This window comes from Brevibacillus sp. FSL L8-0520, assembly GCF_037963895.1.
Classification (GTDB): Bacteria; Bacillota; Bacilli; order Brevibacillales; family Brevibacillaceae; genus Brevibacillus; species Brevibacillus borstelensis.
Window position 1 is genome coordinate 4,716,435 of sequence record NZ_CP150171.1, and the last position, 16,865, is coordinate 4,733,299.

Sequence of the window (16,865 nt, forward strand, 5' to 3'; positions counted from 1 at the left end):
CGGCAAACCAAATAGAGAAAAAGACAGCAAGGTAGCCTTGCTGTCTTCGACAAATCGTACTTTATGCTCCGCTTTTCAAGAAGTACCCGAGCAGGATGGCAAACACCATGAATGCCACTGCAAAGATAACAGTCAGCTTTCCGAGCAATGCGTCAATCCCGCGGGCTTTTTGTTTGCCCATCAGTTGTTCCGCGCCGCCGCCAATCGCGCCAGAAAGGCCGGCACTTTTGCCAGATTGAAGCAGGACGACAATAATCAAGCCGATACTTGCGATTATAAGCAAAATTTTTGCTGCCAATGCCATGTTTATTCACCTCAAGACATATTTCCAAGGCGTAAGAATTGCAATAGATGAACATTCTATAGGAGAATGTTGCTAAGCCTTTTGGGTAAGCGTGTCCGGTTTTTCTCAATTTATATGCCGCAGCAGCGACAACTAAATAAAGACCAGCATCACTACTTTATCACAAACAGGGATGATCATCAACATGCTTTCCTGATTTGATTGTTTCTATTAATAATTGTGTACTTTCTTTGTCTGTTTTCTCGTTTCCTTGCATGTGTCACGATTTTGCCGTAAAATTGCATGTGTACTGCTATACTCGCCTTAGGAGGTCTTTGTCAGATGGCTGGTTCGAACAAAAAAGACATGAATCAAAACGACGTAATTGATTCCGCGAAGGCCTTTTTTGCTTCGTTTGGCATCTTGTTTCTTGTATTCCTCATCGCACTTGTAGGTTCTGCTATTTTCCCACCACAACACGGAGAACAGGCAAATGGTGGAGAGGCACCGACTGCTACCATCGACGCGCCAACCGTGTTCAAACAAAACTGCTCCTCCTGTCACGGCCAAAACCTTGAAGGTATCGCAGCACCGGCTCTGACACAGGTTGGCAGCAAGTACAGTGCCGACGAAATCGCAAAGATCATTAAAGAAGGTAAAGGCGGCATGCCTCCTGGCCTTCTGAAGAAACAACCGGAGATTCAAGCGGTTGCACAGTGGCTGTCCGAACATAAATAGTACATAAGTCATCCTGCCACCTGACAAAACACCGAAGCAAGCATGTCTTCGGTGTTTTTCTCGTTTTTGCCGACTATTCATTGGAAGACCTCTTTGAGGAGGAATCATCATGGCCAGCGTTCTGAGCCTGGAACATCTGGGCAAACAGCTCCCGACACAGCAGCATACTTGGCTGTTTTCCGATATCACTGTCGACATTGCTTCGCCTGAGATTACGCTGATCATGGGGAAATCGGGGCAAGGCAAAAGCACACTTCTCCGCCTGCTCGGACTTTTGGACACGGCAGATGACGGGACGATTCGGCATTTGGGCAAAACCCCAACGGAGTGGGGCCCGGAAAAATGGAGAATGTCCGTAAGCTACGTCGCTCAGCAGCCGGTCATGCTGCCTGGCAGCGTCGAAGACAATCTGAGAGCGGTCAGCCGTTTGCACAAGCGGCCTTTCGAGACTGAGCTGGCCCGGACCTGGATGGAAGCCGTAGGTCTCGGCGAGATGGACTGGAGCAAGCAGGCGGCGCAGCTCTCCGGAGGCGAACGGCAGCGTGTCGCACTGGTCCGTTCTCTTCTCCTGCATCCAACGGTACTCTTGCTGGATGAGGTGACAGCTTCTCTGGACACCATCAGCAAGCGGGCTACAGAAGAACTTCTCGTAGACCTGCATCGCCGCGAAGGCACTACCCTGCTGTGGATCACGCACGACTGGGAGCAAGCGCGAGCGGTCGGCCAGCGGATCTGGTTTTTGGCGGGTGGCCGTCTGCTCGAAGACTCCCCGGCCGATCGCTTCTTTGAAGGACCGCAGACACAGGAGGCTCAAGAATTTTTATCCGCCCATCTTGTTCAAAAGGAGGATGCCCCATGTCTTCCATGAGTCTGTGGTTTTCCTTTACCTTTGTCGTCATCGCCCTGCTCCTCTCCATGTGGCAAAAGCTCGGTCTGGAAAAGGAAATTGCCATCGGGACGGTACGCTGTGCCGTACAGCTGCTGGCGATCGGCTACGTTTTGCAATTCGTCTTTCACACCGACCATCCAATCTACCAGGCGCTGGTAATCGCCATGATGATTGGCGTAGCCTCCTGGAACGCATCCCGGCGCGGCGATGGCCTTCCGGGAATTTTGTGGCGGGTCGCCGCTTCCTTGACCGTGACCGCAACGCTGACGATGAGTCTGCTGCTTGTGCTCGGTCTGATCAAACCGACGCCCCAGTATTTGATCCCGATCACAGGCATGATTATCGGAAATTCGATGATCGTCGCCGGCCTGTTCCTCAGCCACATGAAGCGCGAGACGGAGACTGCCCGCGGGGAAATCGAAGCCCTGCTCTGCCTGGGCGCAAACAAAAAGCAGGCCATTCACGGCGTGTTGAAACGAGCGGTAAAAGCAAGCATGATCCCCACCTTTGACACAATGAAAACCATCGGCCTGGTCCAACTGCCCGGTACGATGACCGGGATGATCATCGCCGGAGCCAACCCATTGGAAGCCGTTCGCTACCAAATCCTGATCATGTTCGCCTTTTCCTCGTCCGCGGCCATCTCTGCCGCCCTGATCAGCGCACTCGCCTATTCCTCGTGGTTTACACGTGAGTCTATGCTGAGGCCGTGAGGGTGTGACTCCTCCCACTAAAAATCGATGCCTCTTGTTTACTACCACTTCTTTTCTAAGCAAAGGCTGCCGCCACGTGCAGCCTTTTTCCTTTATGAAAAATGTAATTCGAGCACCGAGAGATCAATTCCGGTATCCTGTGCAATCATTCGAACCGCTTGTGCCTCATACTCATCTAACTGTTTAAGAATCTCAACATTCATTTCTCGTTTCTTTTCAACCATTTGCCCATCCATTGGACCCCACAAATCACTCAAAAGAAAGTCGCTTGATACATTCCCAAATAATCACCAATCCTAAGAAAGCAAGATTTAAATATTCCGTCCCCTTCTCCCCAGCCCTCTTTTCTTTGCTTTGCCGACTTACGGAACAGCTGTAGAGATGAAAAAGGAGAAAATGCGAAGGTCTTTGGGACACCCGCTCAGGCTCCCGTTCAAAAGGGGAACACGCTTTTAGCGTCCAACTCTGAGACCCTTCCTGAACATGCTGCTTTTGGACGCGGTTTCCCTTTTGAACGGGAGCCGGACAGTTCACCCCCAGAGAGTGTCCCACCGTACCCTGAGCATTTTCTCCTTTTTCATCTCCTCCGCCAAAGCCCGATCTATGCCAAATCAGAGGAAAGCTGCGGCAAGGCAAAGAGGCAAAATCTGAAGATGCCAAAAATTTTCTTCAAAAAAACTGTAAGATTTAAAAAGCTGCACCGTCCAATTACACAGACAACAACCGTAAAAGGTGGGGAACACGTGGACAAGAAAGCACTCATCGAACAATGGTTCCTGCGCTACGGTGACGAGATATACAAGTTTCTCGTGTACTACACAGGCACCGCTGATGTGGAGGATTTGGTCCAGGAGGTCTTTATCAAGGCCCTGCAAGCACTGGACCTGTTTGAAGGCAGAGCCCAGCCCAAAACCTGGCTGCTGTCGATCGCCCGCAACACCGCCATCGACCACCGGCGAAAACAGCGTTTGCGCAAATGGCTGCCCGACAGTTGGCTGCAAGACGTCCGCGACGAGCGAAAAACACCGGAGGAATGGCTGGACCTTCACGAGGAACAGCACGAGCTCTATCGGTCCCTCCAGCAGTTGAAGCCCGCTTTCCGCGAGGTGTTGATCCTCCGCGGCATCAAAGAGCTGTCTGCCAGGGAAACGGCCGACATTTTGCAATGGAGCGAAAGCAAAGTAAATGTCACCTACCACCGGGCCTTAAAGGCGATGAAAGGCATATGGCAATTCAGGGAAAAGGGAGGATTCGGAGATGCCGTCAAAGCACGATGAACATTGGTTGGACGATTTGCGAAATCTGCCCGACATCACACTCACTGAGCAACAAAAGGAGAAGATTATGACCGCCATTCGCGAAACAGATACCCCTATCGGAAAAAGAAGCTCACGCCACGGACAAAAAAGCTCGTACCGCCTGGCGACGCTGGGCAGAACAGCAGCCGCCTTTTCTTTGCTGGCTGCCACAGTGTGGCTCGGGAGTCAATTGATAACGTGGAATCAATCAGCGACACTTGATCCGACTGTCCAGCTCCCCAATCAGCAGCCCGCCGGAAGTTCCCATCAGGAGGGCGTGTCCCAGGGAACAGGAGGACCGAACGGCACGGGAGGAGAGATTGGCTCAGGCGAAGGTGCTCCGATCGCATCCAGCGACAAGGAAGCAGACCTGAACCGCACCATTAAAGACGTGATTCTTTCCATGAAGGAGAAAGCCGTCCGCGGACAATCATACGACCAAAAACTAACGTTGGAAACATCCATGTTTGACGAGGTCGAGCAGTCTTGGGGCAAGCCAGACCGTACTGATTACGCCAATGGCATTACGTACGCGACCTACAAGAACAAAGGGGTCATCCTTGGGTACAACAAGGGCATGCAAATCGTCGATATCCGCCGGGTATACGGCAACTGGGAGATCGGCAATATAGGCAGCAAGGGCTCCCAGCCTCACTACCTGTCCATGGCAGACGTGACTCGTGTGCTCGGGGAGCCGGACCGCGCCATCCTGTTCGCTGGCCAGACGATTCATATCTACAACGTCACAGACAAATACCAGCTAAAGATTGTCTACCAAGGAGAAGATAACGGCAAAAACGAACTTCGTGCAGTCCGCACCGATGTGTTTTACCCTCGCGGAACCGTCAATCTGATGCAGGCCGTTACCACGCCAGAGCTGGTGCAAAGCATCCGCGATCTCGCCAAAGAAGGCCGACTGTACGGCGTGGAATACCCTGTAGAAACCAGCGTCTTGGACACCGTGGAAAAGGACTGGGGCAAGGCCGACAGGCTGGGCGGGGTTAACGGTGTTACGTATGCCAGCTACCGGACGCAAGGTGTCGTATTCGGCTTTAACAAGGGAATGCAGCTTGTCGATATTCGCAGCTATGACACCCGCTTGCAGGAGCTGTCGCTCTCCGATGTAACATCTGCCCTCGGCAAGCCTGACGTTTCCGCCGATGTGTCTGGCCAAACGATTTACACTTACAAGGTAAATAGCAAGTACGAATTGAAATTCGTGTTCTCCGGAACGGCGAACGGTCAAAACGCAAAAACATTGCTTGTCGATCATGTGAATATCGTTTATCCGAAAGGTGCTGTCAACATGATGGCGCAATAACGAGAGACTCTTTGCAAAAAAGCCGCTTCCCGGGTTTACGGGGAGCGGCTTCTTTGCAAGATGTTTCAGAGTGTTCTGTAAAACAGCAAGACAGCCTAGCACTGTGTTTTTCTAGCAAACCGTCTTCCCCAAAGGTATCGTTTGCTTTAGCTCAATCTGCTCTAACTCTGTTTCCTTACTCTTTCTCCCTCTCTTTTCTGCTCGCACGCAAACCGAGTATGCCCGTAGCAAGAAAACATCCGGCGATGAGGAACTGCAAAATAAACCAGGACCAAATCCGTTGATGGCTCGGACCATTTCCGACAGGACCGACATGAGGCTGATACGACTCCCATAATCCCAGGAATGCAAATATCATCATGATGCCAGCCATACAGATGATGAATATGGAACGCGTCTGCGACATCTTTACTCCCTCGCCCAATTTGGGTTTTCTTCCGATCACGGTGTAAATCGTGCTTTCAACGTATATTTTAGCATATTCTGTAAACTCATCCTTCCGTTCCCCATGTCCGCCTGTGTGAACGAGAAATAAGCTGCCAGAAAACATATCCGTATAGCTGCTGTCTTCCTCTTTGATAACAAAAAAGACGGCACAGCATGCACCGTGCCATCTCTTTGTTCATAAAACGTTTACTGACCGATAATGTATTTCTCCAGCTCATCCAGAACCATGTTCGCGCAGATTACACCGCCGGAGGTATTCCAGACAACGTCATCCACTTTGAAAGCTTTGTTGTTTTTCACGACATTCAGGTTTTTCCAAAGCGAATCATTTGTCCACTCTTGTTCCAGCTTGCTCGCCTGGCCATCACCGGTTTCGTAGGAGAAGTAGAACATGATGTCGCCGTCCATTTCCGGAATGCGCTCTTTCGTTACCTCATCAGCAAACTTGTCTTGATCCTGGCTTGCAGGACGGGCTACGCCCAGGTCTTTCAAAATGGTTCCCAGGAACGTGTCTTTGTAGTAAATGCGTACCCGTCCAGGCATGAAGCGAACGATCGATACTTTTGTATTCAGCTTGTCCCCGGCTTTTACCTTGAAGTCTTCAACACGCTTGTTCCAATCGGCAATGACTTGCTCGCCCTCGGCTTTCTTGTTCAATGCTTCCGCGTACAGCATGAAGTTCTCTTTCCAGTCGCCGCGCGGCTCTTCCACGAATACAGTCGGAGCGATTGCTTTCAATTGCTCGTAAATTTTTTCGTGACGGAATTTCATACCGAGAATCAGATCAGGTTTGAGCGCCATGATCGCTTCCAGGTTTGGCTGGGATTCGGAACCGACAACCTTAGTGCCTTCCAGGTGCGGCTTCACCGGCTCATAAAACTGAGTCGGATCGGTAAAGGAGCCAACTGCGCCCACCGGCTTCACACCAAGCTTCACCAGTGTCTCGACGCCTTGAGCAGTCAAAACGACGACGCGTTGCGGTGTACCTTTAATTGGCGTTTCACCCATAGCGTGCTTCACTACATATTCCTTGTCGGAGCCGCCGCTTGCATTGCCGGTAGTTTGTCCAGCCGGCTGCGTTTGGTCTGCCGGTTTTTGCTCCGCCTGTTGGCCACCGCAACCGGTGACGATCAGCAGAAGAGCCATGAGAACGGAAAAGAACATCTTTCCTTTGGTCCCCTTGTATGTACGTTGAAACATGATGATGACTCCCTTCGGGTTGTATTCGAATCAATGAGAATGAGAATGTGTATCACTGACACTGAATATCCTACAACCAAGCCTGGGAGGAAGTCAACAACAAATTGATAATGACTCTCAAAATCATTGACAAGAAAAATCCCTACATCTAAACTTATCATTGGATACGCTGTTCGCAATTGATCGAGACAACTCAACCTAAGGATGAAAACCTGTTATGAAAGCTTTGCTATCCAATACTTATTTAAAGATTTTGGGAGTGGGATTCTTCCTCTTGCTTCTGGCGTACTTGAGTTACGCCAGTCTTGTTTTTGGCATCGTGGAAACAAGCTGGCACACAGCGATCGATGCCTTTACACAGTTTAACGGTACCAATGAACATATCGTCATCAAGGAGGTGCGCGTCCCCCGCGTCCTCAACGCCTTGGCCGTAGGGATGTGCCTGGGGATCGCAGGTACGCTGCTGCAAGCGCTGACCCGCAATCCGATCGCCGATGTCGAACTGTTCGGGCTAAACGCAGGGGCCGCTTTCTTTGTGGTCGTGGCCATCACCTTCTTTGGCATCAGCTCTTTGACGCAGTTTACATGGATCGCCTTTCTCGGGTCTGCGGTCAGCGGCGTCGTAGTCTACCTGCTCGGTTCTCTCGGGCGTGACGGAATGACGCCTGTCAAGCTTACCTTGGCCGGAGCCGCCATTACCGCATTGGCTGCTTCCGCACGTCACGGCATGATGGTATTAAATGAAAAATCTGTGGATGAGGTGCTGTTCTGGCTCTCCGGGTCAGTGGGCGGACGAAAGCTGGAATTTTTGACCGCAGTCTTTCCTTATATGATTGTCGCCTGGATCATCGCCTTCCTGCTGGCCCGTCCCATCCAGACCTTGCTGATGGGGGACGACGTCGCAAAAGGCCTCGGTCAACGCACGATGATGGTGAAGCTGGCCGCAGGCGCTACGATCGTCCTGCTGTCAGGCAGCTCTGTCGCTGTAGCCGGTCCGATCGGCTTTGTCGGATTGGTCACGCCACATCTTGCCCGCTTTCTCGTCGGGATTGAGACGCGCTGGGTGATGCTGTACAGCGGCCTGTTGGGAGCGGCTCTCTTGCTTGCTGCCGATATCGGCGCGCGTTTCGTCGCCAAGCCCGCAGAAGTGCCTATCGGCGTGATGACCGCCCTGATCGGCATTCCGTTCTTCATCTACGTGGCACGAAAGGGGCTGGACAAAGGATGAAAGGCTACCTGACTCTGCGCCCCGGCAAGCGCTTGTCTTCTTTTCATTTGCACAGAAAATCGATATGGGTGACCGTGGCCGCCGCCATCGCCACGTTGGCTGTCGCGGTGATCAGCCTGGGGATGGGAGAGATGAAGGTCTCTCCGCTGGACGTCCTCAAGGTGCTGATCGGCATGGGCGACGAGCAAAACACCCTGCTCGTTCAGCAGTTTCGCATGCCGAGGGTTGTCGTCGGCATGCTGGTCGGCGCTTCCCTTGCCGGAGCCGGTGCGATTATGCAGGGGGTCGTTCGCAATCCCCTGGCCGCCCCTGATATTCTCGGTGTTTCCGGCGGCGCTTCTGTGGCCGCAGTTGCATTCCTGCTCTTTTTTGAGACGGTGAGCATCAAGTGGCTTCCGCCGGTAGCGTTTCTCGGGGCAACACTGATCATGTTCCTGCTGTACGCTCTCGCCTGGAAAAAGGGGGTGACACCGCTCCGCCTCGTCCTGATTGGCGTGGGGATCAAAATCGCCGCAAGTGCCGTCGTCACCATGCTGATCATGTTCAGCCCGTTCCTGTTGCAAAACAAAGCCATTCTTTGGCTGACCGGCAGTATTTACGGGGTGTCCTGGGCAGACGCGCGGATGATTCTCCCCTGGACAATCGGGCTGCTGCTTCTCGCGGCGCTGATGGCCAGACGGGTCAACATCCAACAGCTGGGCGACGATATTTCCATGAGCGTCGGAAGCACGGTGCAGCGGGACCGCTTTTTCCTGCTTCTGATCTGCGCAGCTTTGACCGGTACAGCGGTCTCCGTAGGCGGTGAGATCGGCTTCGTCGCTCTCCTGGCTCCGCATATTGCCAAGCAGCTGATCGGGCCGTCATTTGGCAGCGCACTGCCCCTTTCCGCCTTTATCGGGGCACTGATCGTCTTGATTGCTGATTTAATCGCCCGCATGGCGTTTACACCTATCGACGTTCCGGTCGGCGTGTTCACTTCCGCCGTCGGTGCACCGTTTTTCATTTACCTGCTGTACAGAAACCGAAATCGCTAAATGAAAGGAGACGGATCAGCGTGCATGCTCTGGAGACCCGTCAACTCACTTTGTCGTATGGGGAACGGAATATTATCGAGTCGCTTGATTTGACCATTCCGCGGGGAAAGATTACTGTCTTTATCGGCAGCAACGGCTGCGGGAAGTCCACGCTTCTGCGTTCGCTCGCTCGGCTGCTGAAGCCAAAGGAAGGCGCGATCCTGCTGGACGGCGAAGCGATCGCCAAACGGCCTACCAAGGAAGTGGCCAAACGGCTCGCCATCCTGCCCCAAGGCCCGGTCGCTCCTGAGGGACTGACGGTCCTGCAGCTGGTCAAACAAGGCCGCTATCCCCATCAAAGCTGGCTGCAGCAATGGTCCGAAGAGGACGAGAAGATGGTCGTCAAAGCATTGGAGGCGACGCAGCTTACCGCTTTGGCCGACCGTGCCGTTGATTCGCTCTCCGGCGGCCAGCGCCAGCGCGCATGGATCGCCATGACACTGGCGCAGGGAACAGAAACGATCCTGCTGGACGAACCAACCACCTATCTGGACATGTCCCATCAGATTGAAATTCTTGATTTGCTCTACGATCTCAACCAGACCGAGCAGCGGACGATTGTCATGGTGCTGCACGATTTGAACCTCGCCTGCCGCTACGCTCATCACATCGTGGCCGTGCACAACCAGAGCGTATTTGCCGAGGGAAATCCTCATGACGTCATGAACGAGGAGCTCGTCCGGCACGTCTTCCAGATGGAGTGCCAGATCACCCGGGATCCGATCTACGACACGCCGATGTGCATTCCTTTCAGCAAAAGCCGTCTGGGTGCTGGTGCAACTGCGGGTTCAGGTGCCAATACAGAAAAGGAAGAGCAAAAAATCGCGGTACACGCCTAATCAGTGAATCACCTGAGTAACGAACGACAATGACTGTCAAAATAAGTAAGGCTTCGCTGTATTACGGCGGAGCCTTTTTTATGCCTGCTTGATTTAGTCTGGGTAAACTTTCTGAAAGTACAAGGAAAACTATGTAAAATGGAGAATCCTTCCTATATACCCACTGAAAGGAGCTGCTACCCTTGCACAGTATCGGCATCCCCGGTCTCATTCTTATGTCGGTTGTCGTCATACTGCTCATACTCTTTGTCATCTCCCTTGCAGCCTTTATCCGCAAGCTTCTCCAAAATTCGAGCACGGGCAGCGACGGGCTGAAACAAATCGAAGAGAAGCTCGATCGGCTGATCGAACTCCAGGAGCGCAAGGAAGACCGCGATCAGAACAAATGATTCCCGCTGGCGACTGCTGCTGCCTGCGTAAAATTTTTTTCATGTTCGCATCCGAAAAGAAAATCCGATGTTTCTGCCGTCACTATACGGGAGCACCGGATTTTTTAAATCTCAAGAGATCAACCATTCCTGAAGTCTTCATACTCCAAACCCCTTTTGACTATTTCTCCGCACAACCGTTCATTCGTTTCCGAATCGTCCATCGCCTGTTGCCAATAGTCTCGATAAAAGCCAATTCCCCCTTCTTTGAGAAATAACGGGCCTCCCCCATCACATAAAAAGAGCTTCCTCCTGTTCAAGGAGAAAGCTCTTTTCAAAAGACTGCAGGAAAGCAACCCTTACTTCTTTCGAGTTGCAACAAAGCTCGCAGCCCTTACTTCTTCAAGTTGCCTGAAGGACCGCAGCCCTTACTTCTTCAAGTTGTAAAAAGCAGCACGGCCGCCAAAGCGAGCGGTATCGCCCAGCTCGTCTTCGATGCGCAGCAATTGGTTGTACTTCGCCACACGGTCGGTACGGGACGGAGCGCCGGTTTTGATTTGACCCGCGTTGGTCGCCACAGCGATATCGGAGATGGTGGAATCCTCGGTTTCGCCGGAACGGTGCGAGATGACGGCTGTGTAGCCTGCGCGTTTCGCCATTTCGATGGCGTCGAAGGTTTCGGTCAGGGTACCGATCTGGTTTACTTTCACCAGGATGGAGTTTCCTGTGGAAGACTCGATGCCGCGCGCCAGACGCTCGGTGTTGGTCACGAACAGGTCGTCGCCGACGAGCTGCACTTTTCCGCCCAGACGGTCAGTCAGCTTTTTCCAGCCATCCCAGTCGTCCTCGGACAGGCCGTCCTCGATGGAGATGATCGGGTATTTGCTTACCAGATCCTCGTAGAAAGCGATCATTTCGTCTGTGCTCTTCACGACGCCTTCGCCTTCAAAGTGGTAGCTGCCGTCCTTGTACATTTCGGTAGCGGCCACGTCCAGTGCGAGGAAGACGTCCTTGCCCGGCTCGTAGCCTGCATTTTTGATCGCTTCCAGGATCGTGGTAATCGCTTCTTCGTTGGATTTCAGGTTTGGCGCGAAGCCGCCCTCGTCGCCCACAGCGGTGCTCAGGCCTTTTTCATTCAATACCTTTTTCAGGGAGTGGAAAATCTCTGCTCCGGTGCGCAGCGCTTCCTTGAAGGACGGAGCGCCTACCGGCATCACCATGAATTCCTGAATGTCGACGGTGTTGTCCGCGTGCTTGCCGCCGTTGAGGATGTTCATCATCGGCACGGGCAGTGTCTTTGCGTTGAAGCCGCCCAGATAGTTGTACAGGGAAACGCCGAGAGATTCAGCAGCCGCGCGAGCGACAGCCATCGATACGCCGAGGATTGCGTTTGCGCCCAGCTTCGCTTTGTTCGGAGTTCCGTCTAGCTGGATCATTGCCATGTCGATACCGACTTGATCCATGGCATCCATGCCGATCAGCTCAGGAGCGATAATCTCGTTTACGTTTTCGACGGCTTTCAAAACGCCTTTGCCGAGGTAGCGGGATTTGTCTCCATCGCGCAGCTCAACAGCCTCGTATGCACCCGTAGAAGCACCGGATGGCACTGCAGCACGGCCCATCGAGCCGTCTTCCAGATACACTTCCACTTCTACTGTCGGATTTCCGCGAGAGTCCATGATTTCGCGTGCATAAACATCGGTAATCATCGCCATTTGCCATCCATCTCCTTATGATCGCTTTTCATGTATAACCAATTCCGTTACACATACATTCATACCTATTTGAACATCATTCGGTCAAGCTCTTCGTTTTGCAAAATATTTTTCCCGGCAAGTTTATTTCACAGTCAATGGCTTGCCTGTCATCTCTGGAGGCTGTTCTACACCCAGAAGCTGGAGCATCGTCGGGGACAAATCGGCCAAAATGCCGTCTTCCCGCAGCGTCAGGCCTTCGCGCGTGACAATGACAGGTACCGGGTACGTGCTGTGCGAGGTGATCGGACGTCCCGCCTCATCGAGCATCAGATCGGCGTTGCCGTGATCGGCTGTGATGATGGCGACACCGCCTTTGGCGATGATAGCGTCCACCACTTTTCCGAGGCAGGCATCTACCGTCTCGACCGCCTTGATCGTCGGCTCCATCTTGCCCGAGTGGCCAACCATGTCGCAGTTGGCAAAGTTGAGAATGATGGCGTCAAAATTCTCCGCCTCGATCTCTTTCACGACCGCCTCCGTGACTTCCGGTGCGCTCATCTCCGGCTGGAGATCGTACGTCGCTACCTTCGGGGACGGGATCAGGATGCGGGTCTCGCCCGGGAATTCCTGCTCGCGGCCGCCGCTGAAAAAGAACGTGACATGCGGGTACTTTTCCGTCTCGGCGATGCGAAGCTGCTTCAAGCCGTTCTGGGAAAGCACCTCGCCCAGCGTATTGTCCAGATTGGCCGGCTTGTAGGCCACATACCCGTCGACCGACTCGGAAAAATGAGTCAGGCAGACAAAGTACAGGTCGCGCGGACGACCTTCCCCGCGGTCAAATCCGCGGAAGTCCTCGTTGGTAAACGCCTGCGAGATCTGGATCGCGCGGTCCGGACGGAAGTTGAAGAAGATGATCGAATCGCCGTTCTGGATCGTGGAAACAGGCTTGCCCTGATCGTCCGTGATCACCGTCGGCATGACGAATTCATCCATGATCGACTTCTCATACGATTCTTTTACGGCCTTGATCGGGTCGGTATAGGCTGGGGCATCTCCGTACACCATGGCGCGGTACGCCTTTTCGATCCGCTCCCAGCGCTTGTCCCGATCCATCGCGTAATAGCGGCCCTGCACCGTCGCGATGCGGCCTACGCCGATTTGCTCGATCTTTTGCTGCAGCTCTTCAATGTAGCGAACCGCACTGTCCGGGGCCACGTCGCGACCGTCCAAAAAGCCGTGAATGAAGACGCGGTCCACGTCCTGCTTTTTCGCCAGCTCCAAAATCGCAAACAGGTGGTTGATGTGGCTGTGCACACCGCCGTCGGACAAAAGTCCGAACAAGTGCACCTGCTTGCCGTTTTGCCTGGCGTGCTCGAACGCGCCCACCAAGGTTTCGTTCTCAAAAAAGTCGCCTTCCTGGATGGACTTCGTGATCCGGGTCAGATCCTGATAAACAACCCGTCCGGCACCGATGTTCAGGTGGCCGACCTCGGAGTTGCCCATCTGCCCTTCCGGCAGGCCGACAGCCAGTCCGCTCGCCTGAAGGGTTGCATGCGGGTACTGATTCCAGTAGCGGTCAAAATTGGGCTTTTTGGACTGCGCCACGGCGTTTCCGTACGTCTCCTCCCGCAGGGCGAATCCGTCCAAAATGATCAGGGCTACCGGTTTCGGACGTTGTGTCATGGTGTTCCCTCCTTATTTGGCGCCTTTGACCAACGCAAAAAAGCTGTCTGCCGTCAAGCTTGCGCCGCCTACCAACGCGCCGTCGATGTCCTTTTCGGCCATATAGCCGCCGATGTTCTCCGGCTTTACGCTTCCGCCGTACTGAATGCGGACTTTATCGGCTTCCTGCTGCCCGAAGCGCTCGGCAATCACGCTGCGGATAATCGCAATGGTTTCGTTGGCATCCGCTGCCGTCGAGGACTTGCCCGTTCCAATCGCCCAGATCGGCTCATAGGCGATGACTACGTCTGCGAGCTGATCCGGGGTAACGTCTGTCAAAGCGGCTTCCGTCTGTTTGCGAACGACTTCGGCCGTTTTGCCTGCTTCCCGCTCCTCCAGGCTCTCTCCGACGCAGACGATCGGACGCAGGCCGTGCTTCAGGGCTGCCAGCGTCTTCTTGTTCACGCTCTCGTCTGTTTCGTTAAAGTACTGGCGGCGCTCCGAGTGTCCAATGATCACATAGCGGACGCCGATTTCCTTCAGCATCAGCGGGCTGATTTCTCCCGTAAATGCGCCCTGCTCCTCAAAATGCATGTTTTGTGCGCCAAGGGCCACCTCTGTCCCTTTCAACGCTTCGGCCAATGCCGCCAGTGCCGTAAACGGCGCGCAGACTACTTGCTCCACGCCTGCTACAGCATCCCGCTGTTTTACAGCTTCGGCGAATTGCTTCGCCTCCGCAATCGTTTTAAACATTTTCCAGTTTCCTGCCACTATCGGGGTTCTCAAGAGGAATCTCCCTCCTATTCGTTATCCTGCAAAACGGCCACGCCCGGGAGCTCTTTGCCTTCCATGAACTCCAGGGATGCGCCGCCGCCGGTAGAAATATGCGTCATGTGCTCGGCTACGCCCGCTTTCTCGACAGCTGCCACGGAATCGCCGCCGCCGATAATCGTCGTGCCCTGACATGCTTCCATTGCTTTGGCTACGCCAATCGTACCGCTGGCAAACGCGTCCATTTCGAATACGCCCATCGGTCCGTTCCAGACGACGGTCTTGGAGTCGACGATGACCTTGCGATACAGCTCGACTGTTTTCGGCCCGATGTCCAGCGCCATCCAGCCTTCCGGAATGGCATCGATGGAAACGGTCTGCTTGTCTGCGTCTGCGGCAAACCGATCCGCGACCACTACGTCGACCGGCATCAGCAGCTGTACGCCGCGTTCTCTCGCTTGCTCCATCAGCGTGCGAGCCAAGTCCAGCTTGTCATCCTCGCAAAGGGATGCGCCGATTCCGTAGCCCTGCGCTTTGAGGAACGTATTCGCCATTCCCCCGCCAATGATCAAATGGTCTACTTTCGTAAGCAGATTTTCAATCACGGCGATTTTATCCTTCACCTTCGCCCCGCCGACGATGGCTGTAAATGGCCGCTCTGGACGGGACAGCGCGCCGCCGAGGAAGCGGATTTCCTTTTCCATTAAAAGCCCGGCTACGGCCGGTATGTAATCTGCAATGCCTGCCGTGGACGCATGAGCCCGGTGAGCGGCGCCAAAAGCGTCATTGACAAACAGGTCAGCCAACTGCGCAAAGCTTTTCGCCAACTCTGGGTCGTTCTTTTCCTCGCCGGCATGGAAGCGGACGTTTTCCAACAGGATGACGTCGCCGTTTTGCATTCCTGCAACTGCTGCTTCCACCTCCGGACCGACAGAATCATTCAGCTTCTTTACTTCTGTTCCCAAAAGCCCGGACAAATGCTGCGCGACCGGAGTCAGTCTCATCTCTTCGACTACTTGTCCCTTTGGACGGCCGAAGTGGCTGGCCAGAATCACCTTGGCCCCTGCGTCCCGCAAAAACCGAATCGTCGGCACGGCAGCGCGAATCCGTGTATCATCCGTAATCACGCCGTCCTGCATCGGCACGTTGAAATCGACGCGGCAAAAGACCCGTTTTCCTGCCAGATCTGTATCGCGGATAGACTTCTTGTTCATGAACGATCCTCCCCAGTAGAATGGCTTCCCGAAAATAGTAACATCCCCATATGGGAAAAGGGAGAGGCTACTCTCCCTTTTTCACAACAGTTCTATTTTACGTGTTACAAGCCGCGCTGTGCAACAAAATGGCAGAGGTCTACGACGCGGTTGGAATAGCCCCACTCGTTGTCGTACCAGGAGACTACCTTCACCATGTTGCCTTCGAGCACCATCGTAGAGAGCGCATCGATTGTGGAGGAATCCGGGTTGCCGTTGTAGTCGGAAGAAACGAGCGGTTTTTCGGAATAGCCGAGAATGCCTTTCAGCGGTCCTTCAGCGGCTTCCTTCAGTACGCCGTTTACTTCGTCTACCGTTACGTCTTGCTTCAGCTCGACTACCAGGTCCACGACAGAGACGTTTGGAGTCGGTACACGCATCGCGAAGCCGTTCAGCTTGCCCTTCAGCTCAGGCAGCACCAGCGCAACCGCCTTTGCCGCTCCTGTAGACGTCGGAATGATGTTTTCGGCTGCTGCACGGGCGCGACGCAGGTCTTTGTGCGGCAGGTCGAGGATTTGCTGGTCGTTGGTGTAGGAGTGAACAGTCGTCATCAGACCGCGAACGATTCCGAACTTCTCATTCAGCACTTTGGCAAACGGAGCCAGACAGTTGGTCGTGCAGGAGGCGTTGGAGATGACAGTGTGCTTCTCTGCATCGTATTTGTCTTCGTTTACACCCATAACAATCGTGATGTCTTCGTTTGTAGCCGGTGCGGAAATGATCACTTTTTTCGCGCCGCCCTCCAGATGTTTCGCAGCGTCCTCGCGCTTGGTGAAACGGCCGGTAGATTCGACGACGATCTCTACGCCGTAGTCCGCCCATTTCAGAGCAGCCGGGTCGCGTTCAGCCAGTACCTTGATTTCCTTGCCGTCTACGACCAGTGTATTTTCATGCGCTTCGACTTCAACCGGAAGCACGCCATGTACCGAATCGTATTTCAACAGGTGAGCCAGCGTAGCGGCGTCTGTCAGGTCGTTGACCGCCACGATTTCCACGTTCGGGTTGTTCAGTGCTGCACGGAATACATTGCGGCCGATACGTCCAAATCCGTTAATCCCTACTTTTACCATAAAAAATACCTCCTG

At 53.7% G+C, this 16,865-nt stretch carries 17 protein-coding genes; 9 read left to right on the forward strand and 8 right to left on the reverse strand.

Going from position 1 to position 16,865, the window contains the following annotated elements:
• Window positions 1-61 precede the first annotated feature (61 nt).
• Window positions 62-304, reverse strand: a complete 243-nt coding sequence (gene secG, locus NSQ24_RS23100; protein ID WP_003392604.1) for a preprotein translocase subunit SecG — start codon at window positions 302-304, stop codon at window positions 62-64.
• A 321-nt stretch (window positions 305-625) separates the two neighbouring features.
• On the opposite strand from secG, the gene NSQ24_RS23105 reads away from it, so the two are divergent.
• The 5 genes from NSQ24_RS23105 (at window position 626) to NSQ24_RS23125 (ending at window position 5,242) form a co-directional block, all read left to right on the forward strand.
• Entirely contained in the window at window positions 626-1,021 is a 396-nt protein-coding gene (locus NSQ24_RS23105; RefSeq protein ID WP_003392602.1) for a YqzM family protein, read from the forward strand.
• Window positions 1,022-1,130: 109 nt separating this feature from the next.
• Window positions 1,131-1,889 (forward strand): ATP-binding cassette domain-containing protein, encoded by a 759-nt coding sequence (locus NSQ24_RS23110; protein ID WP_003392600.1) that lies wholly within the window; start codon window positions 1,131-1,133, stop codon window positions 1,887-1,889.
• Window positions 1,877-2,623, forward strand: coding sequence for an iron export ABC transporter permease subunit FetB (fetB, locus tag NSQ24_RS23115; protein ID WP_171506761.1), 747 nt, complete (start codon window positions 1,877-1,879; stop codon window positions 2,621-2,623). The genes NSQ24_RS23110 and fetB overlap by 13 nt, the downstream gene beginning before the upstream one ends.
• 743 nt (window positions 2,624-3,366) lie before the next feature.
• Window positions 3,367-3,900, forward strand: coding sequence for an RNA polymerase sigma factor (locus NSQ24_RS23120; protein ID WP_024984602.1), 534 nt, complete (start codon window positions 3,367-3,369; stop codon window positions 3,898-3,900).
• Window positions 3,881-5,242, forward strand: a complete 1,362-nt coding sequence (locus tag NSQ24_RS23125) for a YjgB family protein (RefSeq protein WP_243014780.1) — start codon at window positions 3,881-3,883, stop codon at window positions 5,240-5,242. Before NSQ24_RS23120 ends, NSQ24_RS23125 begins: the two co-directional genes overlap by 20 nt.
• 175 nt (window positions 5,243-5,417) lie before the next feature.
• Here NSQ24_RS23125 and NSQ24_RS23130 read toward each other — a convergent pair whose 3' ends face one another.
• Complete coding sequence (locus NSQ24_RS23130; protein WP_141334244.1) at window positions 5,418-5,648, reverse strand: hypothetical protein; 231 nt, start codon at window positions 5,646-5,648, stop codon at window positions 5,418-5,420.
• Window positions 5,649-5,875: 227 nt separating this feature from the next.
• On the reverse strand, window positions 5,876-6,889 hold the full coding sequence (locus NSQ24_RS23135) for an iron-siderophore ABC transporter substrate-binding protein (RefSeq protein ID WP_024984605.1): 1,014 nt from the start codon (window positions 6,887-6,889) through the stop codon (window positions 5,876-5,878).
• Window positions 6,890-7,106: 217 nt separating this feature from the next.
• Between NSQ24_RS23135 and NSQ24_RS23140 the strand changes: the two genes are divergently transcribed.
• The 4 genes from NSQ24_RS23140 to NSQ24_RS23155 all read left to right on the forward strand — a co-directional run bounded on the left by NSQ24_RS23140 (window position 7,107) and on the right by NSQ24_RS23155 (window position 10,418).
• Entirely contained in the window at window positions 7,107-8,117 is a 1,011-nt protein-coding gene (locus NSQ24_RS23140) for an iron ABC transporter permease (RefSeq protein ID WP_003392585.1), read from the forward strand.
• Window positions 8,114-9,151, forward strand: a complete 1,038-nt coding sequence (locus tag NSQ24_RS23145; protein WP_024984607.1) for an iron ABC transporter permease — start codon at window positions 8,114-8,116, stop codon at window positions 9,149-9,151. The genes NSQ24_RS23140 and NSQ24_RS23145 overlap by 4 nt, the downstream gene beginning before the upstream one ends.
• Window positions 9,152-9,171: 20 nt before the next feature.
• Window positions 9,172-10,029: an ABC transporter ATP-binding protein gene (locus NSQ24_RS23150; RefSeq protein ID WP_003392580.1), complete on the forward strand. Its 858-nt coding sequence runs from the start codon at window positions 9,172-9,174 to the stop codon at window positions 10,027-10,029.
• 182 nt (window positions 10,030-10,211) lie between these two features.
• A complete protein-coding gene (locus NSQ24_RS23155) occupies window positions 10,212-10,418 on the forward strand; it encodes a DUF4083 family protein (RefSeq protein WP_003392578.1) in 207 nt (68 codons plus the stop codon).
• A gap of 407 nt (window positions 10,419-10,825) precedes the next feature.
• Here the strand turns inward: NSQ24_RS23155 and eno are convergent, their stop codons facing one another.
• The 5 genes from eno to gap form a co-directional block, all read right to left on the reverse strand.
• Window positions 10,826-12,112 (reverse strand): phosphopyruvate hydratase, encoded by a 1,287-nt coding sequence (gene eno, locus NSQ24_RS23160; protein ID WP_003392575.1) that lies wholly within the window; start codon window positions 12,110-12,112, stop codon window positions 10,826-10,828.
• Between the two features lie 123 nt (window positions 12,113-12,235).
• On the reverse strand, window positions 12,236-13,777 hold the full coding sequence (gene gpmI / locus NSQ24_RS23165) for a 2,3-bisphosphoglycerate-independent phosphoglycerate mutase (protein WP_122958727.1): 1,542 nt from the start codon (window positions 13,775-13,777) through the stop codon (window positions 12,236-12,238).
• A gap of 12 nt (window positions 13,778-13,789) precedes the next feature.
• Window positions 13,790-14,542 (reverse strand): triose-phosphate isomerase, encoded by a 753-nt coding sequence (gene tpiA / locus NSQ24_RS23170; RefSeq protein WP_024984609.1) that lies wholly within the window; start codon window positions 14,540-14,542, stop codon window positions 13,790-13,792.
• Between the two features lie 14 nt (window positions 14,543-14,556).
• On the reverse strand, window positions 14,557-15,741 hold the full coding sequence (locus NSQ24_RS23175) for a phosphoglycerate kinase (protein ID WP_024984610.1): 1,185 nt from the start codon (window positions 15,739-15,741) through the stop codon (window positions 14,557-14,559).
• A 104-nt stretch (window positions 15,742-15,845) separates the two neighbouring features.
• The gene (gap, locus tag NSQ24_RS23180) at window positions 15,846-16,850 is read right to left on the reverse strand and encodes a type I glyceraldehyde-3-phosphate dehydrogenase (RefSeq protein ID WP_003392565.1); all 1,005 of its coding nucleotides are present in this window, start codon (window positions 16,848-16,850) and stop codon (window positions 15,846-15,848) included.
• Window positions 16,851-16,865: the final 15 nt, after the last annotated feature.